Below are 17013 nucleotides of genomic sequence, written 5' to 3'. Positions count from 1 at the left end.
ATGAGACCGGTTGCCGCAGCATGCATCGCGGCGCTCGCTTACGCGCTGTCCGTCCCGATTGCATGGGCGGACGAGATGACGGTCGTCGATCCGGCGGGCGCAGGCTATGCGATGCACGTCACGAGTCTCAAGGAGGCCCGCTTCAAGCGCACCGTCAAGCAGCAATTCGATTTCAGTTGCGGGTCGGCTGCCGTCGCGACGCTGCTGACTTATCAGTACAACTATCCGATGACCGAGCAGACCGCCTTCGCCCAGATGTGGGAGAACGGCAATCAGGAGAAGATTCGCCAGCAGGGCTTCTCGCTGCTCGACATCCGGCGGTTTCTCGACGCGCACGGCTTTGTCGCGGACGGGTTCGAGCTGCCGTTGCAGACGCTCGCCAGGACGCACACGCCGGCGATCGTGTTGATCACCGAGCACGGCTATCACCATTTCGTGGTCGTGAAGGGGCTGCGTGACGGGCGTGTGCTCGTCGGCGATCCGGCCACCGGCACGCGCCCGATGTCGCTGGCGAGCTTCGAGCAGAAGTGGGAAGACCATGTGATTTTCGTGATTCACAACCGGCCCGAGCTGGCGGTGTTCAACGACCCGCGTGACTGGCGCGTCGCGCCCAGCGCGCCGCTCTACACCGGTATCGCGCGCGACGGCCTGTACAACGTCGTGATGCCGAAGCACGGCCCGAACGACTTTTGAGGACCGTCATGAGATCCCAGACCAGGAACATCGCCGGCATCGCCGTGATGGTGTGCGGCGGGGTGACGTCCGTCAGTGCGGCGGCGATGCAGGACGACGCGCTGGCCGCGACCGACGTGCCGGTCGCGCAGACGAGCGGCGTCGTCGAGGCATCCGCCGCGAACGCGGGCGCGGATGCGGCGCCTGCGGAGTCGCGGGCCGGCGAGGTGCCGATCCTGCGTGCCGCGCCGCTCGCGATGGCGGAGTGCGCGGCAGGGCCGCCGGCCGTGGAGCCGGGCGGCGCGCAGGAACGGAACTGGCCGGCAGCCGGCGCGATCGCGCTCAGCGACGCGCGCCTCGATGCGATGCGCGGCGGCTTCGATATGCCGAGCGGTCTGAAGGTTTCGTTCGGCGTGTCGCGTGTCGCGTTCGTGAACGGCAATCTGGTCACGACGACCAGCTTCAACATCCCGGACATCAGTCATATCACCGCGCAACAGGCGCAGGCGCTGGCGGCCGCGAACGCGGGCGCGCTGATCCAGGTCGGCGCCGGCAACGCCGCGCAGCCCGCCGCGCTGCCGGCGCTGACCGGCGCGGTAATCCAGAACACGTTGAACAACCAGCAAATCCAGGCGGTGACGACGATCAACACGACCGTCAACACACTGTCGACGTTCAAGAACCTGAACGTGATGTCGACGCTGAACAATGCGTTGATCGGCGTATTGCCGGGGCGATGAAGGCTCGGTGAGCGACCGATGAATGGCAGACGAGCGCGCACTGGCGCGCCGGGGCCCGCGTGCGGCGCGCGGCCCGCCGCACGCGCACGCGGGCGATCAGAATGCGATCGGCACGCGCAGCGTCATGACCACGTCCGGCGTGTCGCGTGTGAGGCCGGCGCCGATCGAGAGATTCAGCGTGGTCTTCGGCGACAACCGGTACGAGTAACCGAGGAGCAGTGAGCCGAGGATCACGCGCACCGAACTGGGCACCGTCTGGCCGTTCTGTTTCGGCGGCAGTACGATGCTCTGGTCGTAGCCGAGGCTCACCGACGCTTTCTCGTTCAGCGCGAGGCCCATGCCGATATTGAAACCCCAGATGTCGCCGGGCTGCACCTTGCCGATGAAGTCCTTCTGTCCATCGCGAATCGTGAGGCTGAGATTGTCGCGGCTGAAGCTGTGCAGATAGCTCAGGTTGCCGAAGAACACCACCGGGTCGGACGGAAAGAGCCACGTGAGGCCAGGCTGGATCGCGTAGAAGCCGGAGCCCGTCGGCTGCTCGAGCGGCAGGCCGGTGCCGGTGGCATTGCCGACGCAGCGCGTGACGCAGTCGGTGACGACGTCGAACGGGCTCTTGCCGGTGGCGCTCTTGAAGCGCAGCCAGCCGATGTAATAGAACTTGTCGGGGCCGCCGGTATTGAACTGGTAGCGCAGCGTCATTTCGACGTCGCCGAGGCCTTTGCCGTGGCTGTTGAACGCGTTGTCCTGGGCGGTACCGGTGAAGATCTCGCGGCTGATCGTGTCGTTCGTCGAGTACACATAGGGGACGCGGACTTCGACTTCCATCCGGTTGGTGATCCCGTAGCGCACCGCGACCGCGCCCGTCAGCGTGGTCGTCTTGACTTCCCGCACGTCGACCAGGCCGATCAGCAGCGCCGGGATGATCGTGTAGCCGACGAGTGCGACGCGGTTCGACGACGAATAGCTGAACTGGAACGACGGTTCGACGACGAACTTGTTCTTCGGCGTCAGCACGCCGGGCTGATCGAAGATCGGCGCGACAGGCGGCGGTGCGGTTTCCGCCACCGGTGCCTGGCCGACCGGCCGGCTCGGCGGCGCGGCGGACCCGGCCGAAGATTGCACGTTGCCGGGGGCGTTGCCGGCCGCGCCGGGCGCGCTGCCCGGGGAACCGGTATCGGCCTGCGTCGCCGCGTCGCCGGAGCCGCCGGCATCGCCGGTGCCCGCGCCACGCCGGGCCGCGAGTTCGCGGTTGTCCAGCGCCCGGCTCAGGCGCGAGAGATTGGCTTCCTCGTCGGCCAGTTTGCGCTTGAGTGCACTCAGTTCCTGCAGATGGCGATCGACTTCGTGGCGCAGCGCGGAAATGTTCTCCTGCGTCGACTGGGCGTCCAGCGACTGCGCTTGCGCCTGGGCCTGAAAGAGCAGCACGCTTGCATAGCTGATGGCATGGATGCAGCGAAATGGCATGCGCTTCACGGTGCGTCTCCACGATCGGGCCTGCGGTTCCCCGGTGCACACCGACGGCTGGCCGGCGCGCGTGTTGCCCCGGATCGCCTCGCGTCACATCGCACGCGAGCCAGAGGATGTTTCTCCGGCGGCAACGACATGCGTGACCGAACGCAATGAAACGTCGGCAGCGAGGCCGCGCGCCGACACTCGATTGTCAATGTGCACGACGTCATGTCCCGCCGGCCGAACGACGCGGGGGCAGACCTCACGAGGCTAGTGCAGGCGGGCATCGAAAACCAACCAGACAAACCCTTGCCCGCGTACGGTGGACGACGGACGTCACGGTTCTCCCTGTTTCACCGGGGTTTGCGTCAAAACCGAATGCACGTTTCGAGCCCGTGCGCGCAGGCTGCGCGGCTGATTCATGGCAGTGTTTTCCCGTGTGCCGGCGGGCGTTATTCCGACCAGGCGATGCAGGGGGCCGACCGTCGTTGCCGGAGAGGCGATCGCGCGGAAGTCGCGCGTTCCCTTCCATCCGTGGGGCGCGTCGGTTGCGCGGGAAACGATTCGACGCGAGCGCGATCGTGCCGCGGCTCGTCGGCCGGCACGGGTTGAACGCGATCAGGTATCGGGAATACGGCTCGGGCTTGATGGCCGCGCGATACGTCGCGCTCGTCGTGCGGCATGGGAATGCCCGACGTCGAGGTGGCACGCAGCGTACCGGCTCGTGGGCGATTGTCCTGTCAGCGTTGACCGGGCACACGCACGACCTGCGCCGAATCACGTTGCCTCGCGTCGTCGCGGCGCGAAACAAAAAACCCGCCGGCAGGCTGGCGCTTGCGGGCGGGCGAAGACACCTCGGGCCGAGCGGCGCGGGTGTCGCGTGAAGAACGGAGAACCGGGTTGCGTCAGAACTTGTGGCGCAGCGCGAGACGCACGGCCACCTGGTTCGACGTCGACGACGGCGCGTCGGTGCCGGGGATGAACGCGTTGTCGAGAATCGAGTTCGTCTTGTCGCCGGCGATGTGCTGGTACGCGGCCTGCACGTACACGTCGGTGCGCTTCGACAGGTTGTAGTCGGCCATCAGTCCGACCGAGTGGATCTTCGGCTTCGCGTCGCCGGTCGATGCGTCGTACTTCTCGAGCGACAACACGTACTGCGCGCCGACCATGAACGCCGGCGTGATCTGGTACGAACCGTTCACCTCGAAGTTCTGGTACTTGATCGCGCTGACGGTCGCACCCGGTGCGATGATCGCGCCCGGCGTGCCGAGGTAGCCGTTGCCGGTCGGGTTCTTGTAGTTCGAGTTCGTGTATGCGAAGCCGACCGTCGCGGGTCCGAACGTGTAGTTGATGCCCGCGCCGAACACGCGCATGCGCTCGGCGATGTAGCTCGCGTCGTTCGCGGTGATCGCGCCGGCCGAGCCGTCGCCCGGACGGTTCGCCTGCAGGTAGGCGGCGCCGATCAGCAGGCCGTTGTTCTGGTATTGCGCGCCGAAGCTGTACGCGCGGTTGTCCGAGAAGTTCGTGCTGTTGCTGAAGCTGTATGCACCGCCGAACTGGAAGCCGCCGAAGTTCGGGCTCGCGTACTTCACCGTGTTGTCGAGGCGGAACGAGTTGTCGGTGTTGTCGTTGTCGAACGGGTGCGCGAGCAGGTAGCCGCCCCAGTTGCCGTTGGCCGTGGTCGGCGCGAGATAGTCGACGACGGAGTCGTACTGGCGGCCGAACGTCAGCGTGCCGTACTGCGTCTGGCTCAGGCCGACGTATGCCTGGCGGCCGAACATGCGGCCGCCCTGGTTGAGCCGGCCGGTGTTCACGTCGAAGCCGTTCTCGAGCTGGAAGATCGCCTTCATGCCGCCGCCGAGATCCTCGCTGCCCTTCAGGCCCCAGCGGCTGCCTTGCGCGTAGCCGCTCGCCATCTCGTAGACGTGGCCGGTGCCGACGTTGTTCGTGTAGTTCAGGCCTTCGTCGATCACGCCGTACAGCGTGACGCTGCTTTGCGCGAACGCGGGGGCTGCGAAGGTTGCCGTTACGGCGAGCGCCGTCAGGGTCTTTTTCATTGAGAGATCTCCGGGATATCCAGCTTCTTGTATCGGTTGTCGTGAGCGCGTCCGGCGAGGCGCGCCCCGTCATCCGGGGCGACCCGGCGCAGCGCGCGCGGCGCCGGAAACGCGCGATGCGCGGCGGCGCGGCGACCGGCTGGGTCGGGTCGTGTCTCCTCCGATGACACCGCGCATTCTTCCCAAGCCGAAACGGATTCGAAAGCGAGTAATTTCGATGGATGGGATCGGGTTCGCCAATGGGGCGCGGCGGGTCGTTTCGACGGTCGAAACGGTGTGCGCGGCGCCGCGCTTCAATGTGGGTCGAGCGGTGCCCGAACAAGGCTCGACGCAGCCCGTTCCGGGCCGTGCGCGGGCCCGGTGAATCGGCTGAGGGGCCCGTCCGGCGGGCCTCGCGAGGCACCCGACGATCGATTGGCGCTGCCGATTGCAATGATCGGAATTACTCGTTTCCCTAAACATATTGGTGGCTCGACCATGCAGCCTGACCGGACGTGGCTGGCTTCGCGATTTGCCGGTCGCCGCGCATGCCGCGACGCACAAACAACAGATTCGATTTGGAGACGACCCACCATGCAGATTCGACGACTGAAAACGGTCCTTCTCGCCGCCGCGGCGATCCTGTCCGCGCCCGCGGCCCATGCGGCCGGCGGCGCGTGCGCCGACGGCAAGACGGTCCATTTCGCGGGCATCACGTGGGAGAGCGGATCGTTTGCGACCGAAGTGCTGCGGCAGATCATGGAGAAGGGCTACGGCTGCAAGACGGACGTCGTGCCGGGCAGCACGGCCGCTACCGAAACGGCGCTCGCGCGCAACGACCTGCAGATCTGGGCCGAGCAGTGGACGGGCCGCAGCGAGATCACCGCGAAGGCCGTTTCGTCGGGCGCCGTGAAGCTGATCGGCGACACGCTGCCGGGCGGCACGACCGAAGGCTGGTTCGTGCCCGACTACGTGGTGAAGGGCGATCCGGCGCGCAACATCAAGCCGGTCGCGCCCGGGCTCGTATCGGTCGACGATCTGCCGAAGTTCAAGCAGGTGTTCGCCGACGAGGAGGAACCGGACAAGGGCCGCTTCCTGAACTGCCCGACGGGCTGGGACTGCGAGCGCGTGAACACGCGCCTGCTGAAGGTGCTCAAGCTCGACCAGTCGTACACGAACTTCCACCCGGGCACCGGTGCGGCGCTCGACGCGGCGATCGCGTCCGCGTACCAGCGCGGCGCGCCGATCGTGTTCTATTACTGGGGCCCGGCCGCGCTGATGGCGAAATACAAGTTCACGGCGCTGAAGATGCCGGCCTATAACGAAGCATGCTGGAAGACGTTGCGCGACGAGAGCAGCACGCACCAGTGCGCGTCGTCGTACATGGTGTCGCGGCTGACGGTCGGCGTGTCGAAGCCGTTCGCCGATGCGAATCCCGATCTCGTCGGCGTATTCGGCAAGGTGCGTTTCCCGATGGACTTCCTGAACCAGACGATCCTCGAGATGACGACGAAGAAGATCGACGGCGCGGCGATGGCCACGCAGTTCCTGAAGACCCGCCAGGACATGTGGAAGCAGTGGGTGCCGGCCGACGTCGCGCAGAAGATCGCCGGCAGCCTGAAGGGCGCGTAACCTGCGCGCGGCGACGGGCCCGCACCCGCCGCCGCCGTCACGCGCCTTCGCGGCGCGACGGAGAATCAACATGAACGGCTTCTTTCTGCACCTGTCGATCGCCGACTGGGTGAACAGCGCGCTCGAGACGTTCGTCGCGCAATACGGCGACAGCTTCCATCACTTCAGCGCGCTCGTGTTGCGCTACCTGCTCGTGCCGCTCGAAGGCGCGCTGCGCGTCGCGCCGCCGTGGCTCGTGCTGCTGGTCGTCGGCGCGATCGCGTGGAACGCGACGCGCCGCATCGGCCTCGGCGCGCTCTTCATGCTGCTGCTCTACGCGATCGGCTGCTTCGGCCTGTGGGACAAGCTGATGCAGACGCTCGCGCTGATGCTCGTCGCGACGGTGCTGTCGGTTGCGATCGGCGTGCCGGCCGGCATCCTCGCGTCGCGCAGCGCATGGCTGCGCCGGATGCTGCTGCCCGTGCTCGACGTGATGCAGACGCTGCCGAGCTTCGTGTACCTGATCCCGGTGCTGATGCTGTTCGGCCTCGGCAAGGTGCCCGCGATCCTCGCGACGATCATCTACGCGCTGCCGCCGCTGATCCGCCTGACCGATCTCGGCATCCGCCAGGTCGATCCGGACGTGACGGAAGCCGCGCGTGCGTTCGGCACGACGCGCTGGCAATTGCTCGTCAACGTGCAGTTGCCGCTCGCGCGGCCGAGCATCATGGCCGGCATCAACCAGACGACGATGATGGCGCTGTCGATGGTCGTGATCGCGTCGATGATCGGCTCGCGCGGGCTCGGCGAGGACGTGCTCGCGGGCATCCAGACGCTCGACGTCGGCAAGGGCACGCAGGCCGGCCTCGCGATCGTGATCCTCGCGATCGTGATCGACCGGATCAGCCAGGGCTTCGGCCAGGAGCGGCGCGCGCGCCGCCGGCTCGCACAGCAGCGCCGACAGAAGGGCGCGTCGCGCGTGCCGTACCGGCTGCCGCGCAAGGCGGAGTCGGCGGGCGTCGATTCGAATCAGGCGACGCAATCGTCGCGCGCATAGGAACGGAGGCAGACATGGCGACCATCGACGTCAAACACGTGTACAAGCTGTTCGGGCCGCAGGCCGCGCATGCGCGCGTGCTCGACCTGCTGCGCTCGGGCAAGCGCAAGGCCGACGTGCTGGCCGAAACGGGCTGCAACGTCGGGCTCAACGACGTGAGCCTCGGCATCGAGTCGGGCGAGATCTTCGTGATCATGGGGCTGTCGGGTTCCGGGAAATCGACGCTCGTGCGGCACTTCAACCGGCTGATCGAGCCGACGGCCGGCGAGATCGTGATCGACGGCAGCGACGTGATCAAGCTCGACGCGCACGGGCTGCGCGAGCTGCGCCGTTTCAAGGTCAGCATGGTGTTCCAGAACTTCGGGCTGCTGCCGCACCAGACCGTGCTCGACAACGCCGCGTATGCGCTGCGCACGCGCGGCGAGAAGCGCCACGACGCGGCCGAGGCCGCGCGCAACTGGCTGACGAAGGTCGGGCTCGACGGCTACGGCGATCATTATCCGGACGAGTTGTCGGGCGGGATGCGGCAGCGTGTCGGGCTGGCGCGCGCGCTGGCGGCCGATACCGACGTGCTGCTGATGGACGAGGCGTTCTCCGCGCTCGATCCGCTGATCCGCACCGAGATGCAGGATCAACTGCTCGAACTGCAGGCGACGCTGTCGAAGACGATCGTGTTCATCACGCACGATCTCGACGAGGCGCTGCGCATCGGCGACCGGATCGCGATCCTGCGTGATGGCACGCTCGTGCAGGTCGGCACGCCGGACGACATCCTGTCGCGTCCGGCGGACGATTATGTGCGGCGGTTCGTCGAGAAGCGCACGAGCGTGAACTGACGCGTCGTGCCCGGTCAGGCCGCGCGGTGCGCGGCCGTCGTCAGCACGATCTTGCCGACGTGCACACCGGAGTCGATCAGCGCGTGCGCGCCGCGCGCGTCGTCGAGCGGGAAGGTGCGGAACACCTGCGGCCTGACCGTGCCGGCTGCGACGTGCGGCCACAGGTGCCGTTCGAGTTCGGCGATGAGCGCGCCCTTCTCCTCCGGCGTGCGCGAGCGCAACGTCGAACCGATGTGCGTGAGGCGCTTGGTCATCATCGGCCACACGTCGAGTTCCTTCGCCGGCCCGTTCAGCGCGCTGACCTGCAGGATCCGCCCGTTCATCGCCGCGGCCCGGTAATTGCGCGCGACGTAGTCGCCCGCGATGATGTCGAGGATCACGTCCACGCCCTTGCCGGCGGTGATCCTGTCGACTTCGGCGACGAAATCTTCTTCCCGGTAATGCACCGCGTGATCCGCGCCAAGCTGCAGGCTCGCGGCGCGATGCGCTTCCGAGCCGACGGTCGTGATGACGGTCGACGCGCCCATCGCCTTCGCGATCATCGTCGCGGTGGTGCCGATGCCCGACGCGCCGCCGTGGATCAGCACCGATTCGCCCGCCTGCAGCCGCCCGCGCTGGATCAGGTTCAGCCAGACCGTCAGGAACGTTTCCGGCAGCGCCGCGGCTTCGATCATGTCGAGTCCGGGCGGCAGCTTCATCGTCGTGAGGTGATGGGCGACCGCGTATTCCGCATAACCACCGCCCGTCACCAGCGCGCTGACCCGGTCGCCCGGCGCGAAGCCGTGCACGGCTGCGCCGGTCGCGACGACTTCGCCCGCGATTTCCAGGCCCGGGATGTCGGATGCGCCGGGCGGCGGGTTGTAGAGTCCCTTGCGTTGCAGCACGTCCGGGCCGTTCACGCCGGCGGCGTGAACCCGGATCAGCACTTCGTCTGCCTTCGGCTGCGGCGCGGGGCGACGTGCGGTTGCAAGGACTTCGGGGCCGCCGGGGCGGGTGATTTCGACTGCCGCCATGTCGGCGGGAACGGGGGAGAGCGTATCGGACATGTTTGCCTCGAAAAGACTGGTGAGTGGTCGGTGAAAAAAGTATAGGCTTGGGTCTTGATGAATTCGCGCAGCGATTTTCACAACCACAGATGCAAATTTGCATCACACCGGGAGAAGGCGCTTGAACTGGGACGACGCACGGATCTTTCTTGCGATCCACCGCGAACGCAGCCTGCGCGGCGCCGCGCGGGCGGTCGGGCTCGACCAGGCGACGGTCGGCAGGCGGCTCGCGGCGCTCGAGCGCGCGCTCGGCGCGACGCTGTTCCTGCGCACGTCGGCCGGGTACGTGCCGACCGCGGTGGGCGAGGTCGCGCTGCGCAACGTGGAGAAGATGGAGCAATCGGCGATCGACCTGGTGCGGCAGACCCAGGGCGTCGACCGGCGTCTTGCCGGCGACGTGCGCGTGACGACGACCGATACGATCGGGCTCGAATTCGTGATGCGCGCGATGCGCGACCTGCACGACGAGCATCCGGACGTGCGCGTGCTGCTCAACACGTCGACGCAGGTGGAGAACCTGGCCAAGCGCGAGGCGGACATCGCGATCCGTACGATCAAGCCCGACAATCCCGATCTGCTCACGCGCCGGCTCGCCGCGTGGCCGACGGGGTTGTACGCGTCGGAGGAATACCTGGAGCGGCATGGCGAACCGGTGCCCGGCACCGGCTTCGAAGGGCATGACCTCGTGTGCTTCCTGCCGCACCTGAATGCACGCGGCCCGCTCACGGTGGTCGGCGAGCCGGTGCGCGCGGGGCGGATCGTGTCGGGGCTGAATTCGAATCTGATGTTGCGCGCGGCGGCGCGCGCCGGGCTCGGGCTCGCCGAGCTCCCGGTGCCGATCGCGGAGCGCGACGCGCTGGTGCGCGTGTGGCCGGCGCGTACGTCCGCGCGTCCTTACGAAGTCTGGATGGTGACGCACAAGGACTTGCGGCATACCGCGCGGATGAGCGCGATGATCGATCACATCGTGCGGGTGTTTGGCGATGCGGGAGCGCCGGGCAGTGCGAGCGACTGAGGCGGGGCGGCGACCCGTTCGCGATCCCCGGGGGCGATGCTACGTGCCGGCCGCGTTTGACTTGACGACCGATATGTCGATCAGCCGCACGCCATACGGGCCGACCAGCTCCTCGACGCGGACGACACCCGGCGCACTTTCGTCAGGCAGATCCAGATCGCGGTTGCACACCGAAATCGGCGCGCCGAGGGCGGCGTCCATGAAGGTCGCCTGGTGCCTGCACCCCTTCGGACCGGACGCATCGAGTGCGAAACCGGTCTCGAATGACCGCGGCGAATGCGCGGTCATTCTGACCAGCGCCGTGAGTGTGAAGTTGCCGAACATCATGCCCAGGCCGCCGAACATCAGAACGCAGAGCAAGAACTCCTTGATACTGCACGCTGTTCGAAGGTCCGACGTGACGACGATTGCAAGCAGCACGAAGGCGAGCGTGAATCCGGCGACGACCGCCGAGGAACCGGGCCAGTCGGCGGGATAGCAGCGCTCCGTCGCAAACAGGCCGACGAACATGATGATGAGCGGCGCGAGAATCAGCGAGAGAAACGTGATCGCGTGCCATCGCTTCATTTCCTTTTTGTGTGTCGGCATTGATTCGGTAACCTGTCGCGCGAGGAGAGTGATCTCGCGAAGTATGAACGACTTTCGACGGGATCACCGCGCTCGCTCAATGCGCGACGGGTTCCCGCTCGTTCGTCGGCACGCCGTTCGTCTCGCCACGCCCCGCATCCGCCAGAACCAGATCCGCGCCTTTCTCCGCGACCATCATCGTCGGCGCGTTGATGTTGCCCGACGTGATGTTCGGGAACACCGATGCATCGACGATCCGCAGCGCCTGCAGCCCGTGCACGCGCAACGACGCATCGACCACCGACGTCGCGGCGTCCGGCCCCATCGCGCACGAGCCGCACAGGTGGTAGATCGAACCCGACTGCTCGCGGAAATACTGCAGCATCGCTTCGTCGGAATCGACCTGCGGCCCCGGCGAGATTTCCTCGACGGTCATCGACTTCAGCGCCGGCGCGCGCATCAGCGCACGAATCATCTTGCTGCCCTGCACGGCTTCGTCGAGATCCTTCTGCGTGGTCAGCGCATTGATGTGGATCTTGGCGGTATCTTCCGCGCGGTTCGATGCGATCTCGATCGTGCCGCGGCTCGTCGGCCGGCACGGGTTGAACGCGATCAGGAATCCGGAGTAAGGCTCGGGCTTGATGCTCGCGCGGTCGCTCTTGGGGATCCGGTACGACAGCGGGTTGAAGTAAAGCTGAATGTTCGGCTCCTGCACATCGGCCGTGCCGCGGAAGAAGCCGCCCGCCTGGTTCACGCTCATCGCGAGCGGGCCGCGCTTCATCAGCAGATAGCGCAGGCCGATCTTCATCTTGCCGAGCAGGGTGCCCATCTCGTCGTTCAGCGTTGGCCGGTTCGCCTTGAAGTAGAAGCTCACGCACAGGTGGTCCTGCAGGTTGCGGCCGACGGCCGGCAGCGCGTGCACGAGCGGCACGCGCCAGCGCGCGAGCAGCGCCGGATCGCCGACGCCCGACAGTTGCAGCAGCTTCGGCGTATCGACTGCACCGGCCGCGAGGATCACCTCGCGCGCGGCGACGAGCGTTTCGTCGCCGTGTCCGCCCGCGACGACCACGCCGGTCGCGCGCGTGCCGTCGAACGTCACGCGCCGCACGAGCACGCCCGAGCGGAGCGTGAGGTTCGCGCGGCCCAGCGCGGGACGAAGGTACGCGAAGCTGCTGGAGCAGCGTTCGCCGTGCTTCGTGTTCAGGTCGTAGATGCCCGCGCCCTCGAACTGCGCGCCGTTGAAATCGTCGGTGCGCGGCAGGTTCAGTTCGCCGCAGCCCTTCAGGAACTCATGGACGATCGGATGCACGTCGGCCTTCATCGACGTGATGTGGATCGGCCCCGTCGCGCCGTGATGCTGCGGATCGGTCGCGCCTGCCGCGTGGGTTTCGAGCTTGCGGAAGTACGGCAGCACGTCGTCGTACGCCCAGCCCGGATTGCCGGCGGCCGCCCAGTCATCGTAGTCGCTGCGCTGGCCGCGCACGTAGACCATCGCGTTGATCGAGCCCGAGCCGCCGACCACCTTGCCGCGCGGGCAGTAAAGCTTGCGATCGGCGAGTTGCGCCTCGGGCTCGCTGTAGTACATCCAGTTGTAGCGGCGGTTGTAGTAGGTCTTCGTGAAGCCGACGGGCACCTTGAACCAGAACGACCCGTCGCGCTCACCCGCTTCGAGCAGCAGCACCGAGTGCCGGCCCGATTCGCTCAGGCGGTTCGCGAGGATGCAGCCGGCCGAGCCCGCGCCGACGATGATGTAGTCGTAGCTCATGTCTGTCCTTTGCGCTCAGCCCTTCGCGGGGGCGAGATCCTTCACGTCGACGGGGTGTTCGCCCATCTGCAGGTGCAGCCGTTCGCCGGTGTACGGCGTGTGGCGCCTCACGACGTCCATGTCGAGTTCGATGCCGAGGCCCGGTTCGTTCGACGGGACGATGTAGCCGTCTTCCCAGCGGATCGGCGTCTTCACGACTTCGGTGTGGAAACCGCCCCACGTCATGATGCTTTCCTGTATCAGGAAGTTCGGTGTGCAGGTCGCGAGCTGGATGCTCGCGGCCGCGCCCACCGGCCCGTTGTACAGGTGCGGTGCGATCTGCGCGTAGTGCACTTCGGCGAGCGTCGCGATCTTCTTCGCTTCGAGCAGGCCGCCCACACGCGCGACGTTCAACTGCAGGATCGATGCGCCGCCCGCCTGCAGCAGCTTGTGGAATTCGTACTTGGTGGTCAGGCGCTCGCCGGTCGCGATCGGAATCGACGTGTGCTTCGCGACTTGCGCGATCGCCTCTTCCTGGCCGGGGGGAACCGGCTCCTCGAACCACAGCGGGTCGTATTTCTCGAGCCGCTTCGCGAGCCGGATCGCCGACGACGGCACCATCTGCCCGTGCGTGCCGAACAGCAGGTCGGCCTTGCTGCCGACGGCTTCGCGCACCTTGCGGCAGAACGTCTCGCAGCGGTCGAGCACTTCGAGCGACAGCTGGTGGCCCGAGTAGGCCGTGTACGGACCGGCCGGATCGAACTTGACGGCCGTGAAGCCGAGCTTCACGTTCTCGGCCGCGCATTCGGCCGCGAGGTCGGGATCGTCGTAGTCGTATTCGCCTTTCGCGTTCTTCGGGTACAGGTACGTGTACGAGCGCAGCCGCTCGTGGATCTTCCCGCCGAGCAGTTCGTACACGGGCTTGCCGGCGGCCTTGCCGATGATGTCCCAGCACGCCATTTCAAGGCCGCTGACGACGCCCATCATCGTGAGATCCGGTCGCTGCGTGAAGCCGCTCGAATAGGCCTGGCGGAACAGCCGTTCGACGTGATGCGGGTCGCGGTTCAGCAGGTGGCGTTCGAACACGTCGTCGATGATCGGCGCCATCGCCTTCGGGCCGAACGTCGCCGAGTAGATCTCGCCGACGCCTTCGATGCCGTCGTCGGTCTTCAGCTTCACGAAGATCCAGTACATCCCGCCGATATGCGGCGGCGGCACGGCGACGATATGGGTTTCGAGCGAAACGATCTTCATGCGGACTCCTGGATACGGTGAATGCGGTTGAGGCGGTATTTGAGGAACGCGGCGGCGCCCGCGCCGCAGAGCGCGATCGCAGCGATGTAGCCGAAATAGAGCTGGTAGCCGTGCGCGCCCGGCCAGGTCTGCGTCACGTAGCCGTTGATCAGCGGCACGAACACGTCGGGCGAATAGCCGAGCACCGAGATCAGGCCGATCGCGAGTCCGGCGCAATGGGTCGGCACCTTGCAGTCGTCGAGCAGCGACCAGTAGAGGCCGCGGATCGCATAGGTGAGGATGCCGATGAACAGCACGAGCACGACGAGCATCGCCTGCGGGCTGTGCGCGGGCGCGGCGATCAGCCCGACGAGCGACAGCGCGGCGAGCACCAGCGCCCAGAACAGCACCGACACCTTCGACACGCGGTCGCCGAGGAAGCCGCCGCCGATGCCGCCGACGGGGCGCATCCACAGCTTGAGCGTCGTGATGAAGCCGGCCGCCGTCGCGCTGAGCCCGAAATTGCCTTCATGCAGGTAGGCCGAGAAACTGTAGGTCGCCCAGAACACCTGGTAGCCGCAGAACACGATCGCGGCGACGAGCCACAGCTCGGGGATCGCCGCGAGCGTCTTCAGGTCGGTCAGCACGCTGCCTTTTCGGCGTTCCGTCACGGCCTTGCGACCGCCGGCGCCCACCGGATCCTTCACCAGCGCGAGCAGCACGCCGAGCGCGATGCAGAAGAACGCGTACAGATGCACGACGAGCGTGAAGCCGGCTGCATCGGTGCCGCCACGCGCTTGCGTCACGTAGGCGAACAGCGTGATCGCGATCGTCGCGAGCAGCGCCTCGACGAGCCCGCGGCCGCCGTCGAGCAGCCCGAAGAAACGGCCCTGTTCGTCGGGGCCCGCGATCATGTTCACGCGCTTGATCACGGCGGCCCAGAACGTGAGGCCGGTGGTCAGCCCCCAGCCGCCGAAGATCAGCACGAGCGTGTGGAACGACGGCCCGGTTGCGTAGACGAGCCCGAGCGCGCCTGTCGCGAGCAGCGAGAAGCAGATCAGCCAGCGCGGCGACAGGCGGTCGGCCAGCCAGCCGCTCGGCAGGTAGCTGACGAGGAAGATCGTGCCGAGCGACGAATACAGGTAACCGAGCTGCACGTCGTCGATATGGAAAAACTGCAGCATCGTCGGCTGGTACACCTGCCGCAGATACAGCATCGGGTAGATCGCGCCCGCGGCAATCACGAGCAGCAGCAGTTGCAGGTAGCGTTGCGCACGGGAATGCTGCGACGCGTGAGCGTCGTCGTGCAGCGCGAGCGACGCGGCGGGCGTCGACGGTTGGGTCGGCATGATGTCTTCCTCCATCAGGCGTCCTTGAGGCGGACGCGTGCAGGTTTTTTATGTTCTGGTGGGTCAGGGCGGCGCGCGGCGGGGTGTCGTCGCGCGCGCCGGAAACGGTGCTTGGGTGCGGCGGTGTCAGTACTTCATGACGACGAGGCGCGTCTGCGTGAATTCGAGCATCCCGTGCTTGCCGTCGTCGCCGCCGAGGCCCGAGCGCTTCCAGCCGGCGTGGAAGCCCTGGTACGGATCGGCCGGCGTGCGGTTCACGTACAGCTCGCCGGCCTCGATCGCGTTCGCGACGGTCATCGCGGTGCGGTAGCGCTCGGTATAGAGCACCGACGACAGGCCGAACTGGTGGTCGTTCGCCTGCGCGATCGCTTCGTCGATCGTCGTGTAGCGCAGCACGGGCATGATCGGGCCGAAGGTTTCCTCCTGCACGATCTCCATGTCCTGCCGCACGCCGGTGAGCAGCGTGGCCGGGTAGAAGAAGCCGGGGCCGTCGGGAATCGCGCCACCGGTTTCGAGCGTCGCACCCGCCGCGATCGCACGTTCGACCATCCCGTGGATGTGCGCGCGCGCCGATGCGCTGACGAGCGGGCCCATCCGCGTGGCGTCCTGCGCACGGTCGCCGATGCGCACGGCGGCCATCTTCTCCTTCAGCAGCGCGACGAAACGGTCGTGCACGCTGTCGTGCACGTACACGCGCTCGATCGCCGTGCAGAGCTGGCCGCAATGGGTCGTCTTCGACGCGACGAGCGCGGCGGCAGCGCGTTCGAGGTCGGCGTCGGGCTCGATGATCGCGGGCGTCTTGCCGCCGAGTTCGAGCGACGGCTTCGCGATGTTCGCCTTGCAGTAATCGAGCACCTTGCGGCCCGCGTTCACGCTGCCGGTCAGCGTGATCATCCCGACTGCCGGGTGCGTGCACAGCGCTTCGGCCGTCGCGTGATCCATCGTCAGGATGTTGACGACGCCCGGCGGGAAGCCCGCTTCGTCGGCCGCCTTCGCGATCTCGAACGCGGACACCGGCGTGTGGTTGCTCGGCCGCACGACCACGGTATTGCCGGAGATCAGCGCGGGCGCGACCTTGCGCAGCAGCGTGTAGACGGGATAGTTGAACGGGATCAGGCATGCGACGACGCCGATCGGCTCGCGCTGCAGGAACAGGTTCTCGTCGGGCGTGTCGCTCGGGATGATCTCGCCCTCGATCCGGCGCGCCCACTCGGCGTGATAGCGCGTGATCTGGCCCGCGTAGACGGCCTCGTTCGACGCGTCCTCGATGCTCTTGCCGGATTCCTGCGCGAGCGCCGCGCCGATCTCCGGAGCGCGCGCGGTCAGCGCGTCGGCTAAGCGGTGCAGGTACACGGCGCGCTCGGCGCTCGGCAGCTTGCGCCACGCCTTTTGCGCGGCGGCCGCGGCGTCGACGGCGGCGAGCGCGTCGGCCGGCGTCGCGGCCGGCACGCGCGCGAAAGGCGCTTCGGTGGCGGGATTGTGGACCACGATGAACGCGTCGCTTTCCGGGGCGACGAAACGGCCGTTCACGTAGTTGCGTTCAGTGCGCATGAAGTGACTCCTCCGATGATTGCGGGCGGATCGCTTCGGGTGGCGACGCGCGCGGTACGGGACAGAGGCCATTCTCTTCATGCGTTTAGCGCACGACAAACGACTTA

Annotated in this window: 14 protein-coding genes; 6 read left to right on the top strand and 8 right to left on the bottom strand. The window is 67.0% G+C overall.

Features of this window, described 5'->3' with window-relative positions; genetic code table 11:
• Both U4Z64_RS21080 and U4Z64_RS21075 read left to right on the top strand, forming a co-directional pair.
• A complete protein-coding gene (locus U4Z64_RS21080; protein WP_321820978.1) occupies positions 1-693 on the top strand; it encodes a C39 family peptidase in 693 nt (230 codons plus the stop codon).
• Between the two features lie 8 nt (positions 694-701).
• Complete coding sequence (locus U4Z64_RS21075) at positions 702-1412, top strand: hypothetical protein (RefSeq protein WP_321820977.1); 711 nt, start codon at positions 702-704, stop codon at positions 1410-1412.
• A 96-nt stretch (positions 1413-1508) separates the two neighbouring features.
• Here the strand turns inward: U4Z64_RS21075 and U4Z64_RS21070 are convergent, their stop codons facing one another.
• Together U4Z64_RS21070 and U4Z64_RS21065 are read right to left on the bottom strand one after the other, a co-directional pair.
• Positions 1509-2885, bottom strand: a complete 1377-nt coding sequence (locus U4Z64_RS21070) for an acetate kinase (RefSeq protein ID WP_415750588.1) — start codon at positions 2883-2885, stop codon at positions 1509-1511.
• An 881-nt stretch (positions 2886-3766) separates the two neighbouring features.
• The gene (locus tag U4Z64_RS21065) at positions 3767-4918 is read right to left on the bottom strand and encodes a porin (protein WP_124487047.1); all 1152 of its coding nucleotides are present in this window, start codon (positions 4916-4918) and stop codon (positions 3767-3769) included.
• A gap of 573 nt (positions 4919-5491) precedes the next feature.
• Between U4Z64_RS21065 and U4Z64_RS21060 the strand changes: the two genes are divergently transcribed.
• The 3 genes from U4Z64_RS21060 to U4Z64_RS21050 all read left to right on the top strand — a co-directional run bounded on the left by U4Z64_RS21060 (position 5492) and on the right by U4Z64_RS21050 (position 8401).
• The gene (locus U4Z64_RS21060) at positions 5492-6529 is read left to right on the top strand and encodes an ABC transporter substrate-binding protein (RefSeq protein WP_044848040.1); all 1038 of its coding nucleotides are present in this window, start codon (positions 5492-5494) and stop codon (positions 6527-6529) included.
• A gap of 70 nt (positions 6530-6599) precedes the next feature.
• A complete protein-coding gene (locus U4Z64_RS21055) occupies positions 6600-7565 on the top strand; it encodes an ABC transporter permease (RefSeq protein ID WP_044848041.1) in 966 nt (321 codons plus the stop codon).
• Positions 7566-7579: 14 nt separating this feature from the next.
• Complete coding sequence (locus U4Z64_RS21050) at positions 7580-8401, top strand: quaternary amine ABC transporter ATP-binding protein (RefSeq protein WP_052664826.1); 822 nt, start codon at positions 7580-7582, stop codon at positions 8399-8401.
• A 14-nt stretch (positions 8402-8415) separates the two neighbouring features.
• Here the strand turns inward: U4Z64_RS21050 and U4Z64_RS21045 are convergent, their stop codons facing one another.
• Positions 8416-9447, bottom strand: a complete 1032-nt coding sequence (locus U4Z64_RS21045) for an NAD(P)H-quinone oxidoreductase (RefSeq protein ID WP_321820976.1) — start codon at positions 9445-9447, stop codon at positions 8416-8418.
• Between the two features lie 121 nt (positions 9448-9568).
• Here U4Z64_RS21045 and U4Z64_RS21040 point away from each other — a divergent pair, with 121 nt between their 5' ends.
• Positions 9569-10462 (top strand): LysR family transcriptional regulator, encoded by an 894-nt coding sequence (locus tag U4Z64_RS21040; protein ID WP_321820975.1) that lies wholly within the window; start codon positions 9569-9571, stop codon positions 10460-10462.
• Positions 10463-10501: 39 nt separating this feature from the next.
• On the opposite strand, the gene U4Z64_RS21035 is transcribed toward U4Z64_RS21040, so the two are convergent.
• The 5 genes from U4Z64_RS21035 to aldA all read right to left on the bottom strand — a co-directional run bounded on the left by U4Z64_RS21035 (position 10502) and on the right by aldA (position 16906).
• Complete coding sequence (locus U4Z64_RS21035) at positions 10502-11029, bottom strand: hypothetical protein (RefSeq protein WP_321820974.1); 528 nt, start codon at positions 11027-11029, stop codon at positions 10502-10504.
• Between the two features lie 97 nt (positions 11030-11126).
• Entirely contained in the window at positions 11127-12794 is a 1668-nt protein-coding gene (locus tag U4Z64_RS21030; RefSeq protein WP_321820973.1) for a GMC family oxidoreductase, read from the bottom strand.
• 15 nt (positions 12795-12809) lie between these two features.
• Positions 12810-14027, bottom strand: coding sequence for a mandelate racemase/muconate lactonizing enzyme family protein (locus U4Z64_RS21025; RefSeq protein WP_321810635.1), 1218 nt, complete (start codon positions 14025-14027; stop codon positions 12810-12812).
• Positions 14024-15355, bottom strand: a complete 1332-nt coding sequence (locus U4Z64_RS21020; RefSeq protein ID WP_321820972.1) for an MFS transporter — start codon at positions 15353-15355, stop codon at positions 14024-14026. Before U4Z64_RS21020 ends, U4Z64_RS21025 begins: the two co-directional genes overlap by 4 nt.
• Positions 15356-15481: 126 nt before the next feature.
• On the bottom strand, positions 15482-16906 hold the full coding sequence (gene aldA, locus U4Z64_RS21015; protein WP_321820971.1) for an aldehyde dehydrogenase: 1425 nt from the start codon (positions 16904-16906) through the stop codon (positions 15482-15484).
• Positions 16907-17013 lie beyond the last annotated feature (107 nt).

It is taken from the genome of Burkholderia sp. BCC1996, assembly GCF_905339955.1.
Lineage (GTDB): Bacteria > Pseudomonadota > Gammaproteobacteria > Burkholderiales > Burkholderiaceae > Burkholderia.
This window is presented reverse-complemented; position numbering and strand designations above follow the sequence as displayed.

Coding starts and splice junctions, on each gene's coding strand:
- U4Z64_RS21080 (WP_321820978.1), top strand. CDS start 1: ATGAGACCGGTTGCCGCAGCATGCATCGCGGCGCTCGCTTACGCGCTG.
- U4Z64_RS21075 (WP_321820977.1), top strand. CDS start 702: ATGAGATCCCAGACCAGGAACATCGCCGGCATCGCCGTGATGGTGTGC.
- U4Z64_RS21065 (WP_124487047.1), bottom strand. CDS start 4,918: ATGAAAAAGACCCTGACGGCGCTCGCCGTAACGGCAACCTTCGCAGCC.
- U4Z64_RS21060 (WP_044848040.1), top strand. CDS start 5,492: ATGCAGATTCGACGACTGAAAACGGTCCTTCTCGCCGCCGCGGCGATC.
- U4Z64_RS21055 (WP_044848041.1), top strand. CDS start 6,600: ATGAACGGCTTCTTTCTGCACCTGTCGATCGCCGACTGGGTGAACAGC.
- U4Z64_RS21050 (WP_052664826.1), top strand. CDS start 7,580: ATGGCGACCATCGACGTCAAACACGTGTACAAGCTGTTCGGGCCGCAG.
- U4Z64_RS21045 (WP_321820976.1), bottom strand. CDS start 9,447: ATGTCCGATACGCTCTCCCCCGTTCCCGCCGACATGGCGGCAGTCGAA.
- U4Z64_RS21035 (WP_321820974.1), bottom strand. CDS start 11,029: ATGAAGCGATGGCACGCGATCACGTTTCTCTCGCTGATTCTCGCGCCG.
- U4Z64_RS21030 (WP_321820973.1), bottom strand. CDS start 12,794: ATGAGCTACGACTACATCATCGTCGGCGCGGGCTCGGCCGGCTGCATC.
- U4Z64_RS21025 (WP_321810635.1), bottom strand. CDS start 14,027: ATGAAGATCGTTTCGCTCGAAACCCATATCGTCGCCGTGCCGCCGCCG.
- U4Z64_RS21020 (WP_321820972.1), bottom strand. CDS start 15,355: ATGCCGACCCAACCGTCGACGCCCGCCGCGTCGCTCGCGCTGCACGAC.
- aldA (WP_321820971.1), bottom strand. CDS start 16,906: ATGCGCACTGAACGCAACTACGTGAACGGCCGTTTCGTCGCCCCGGAA.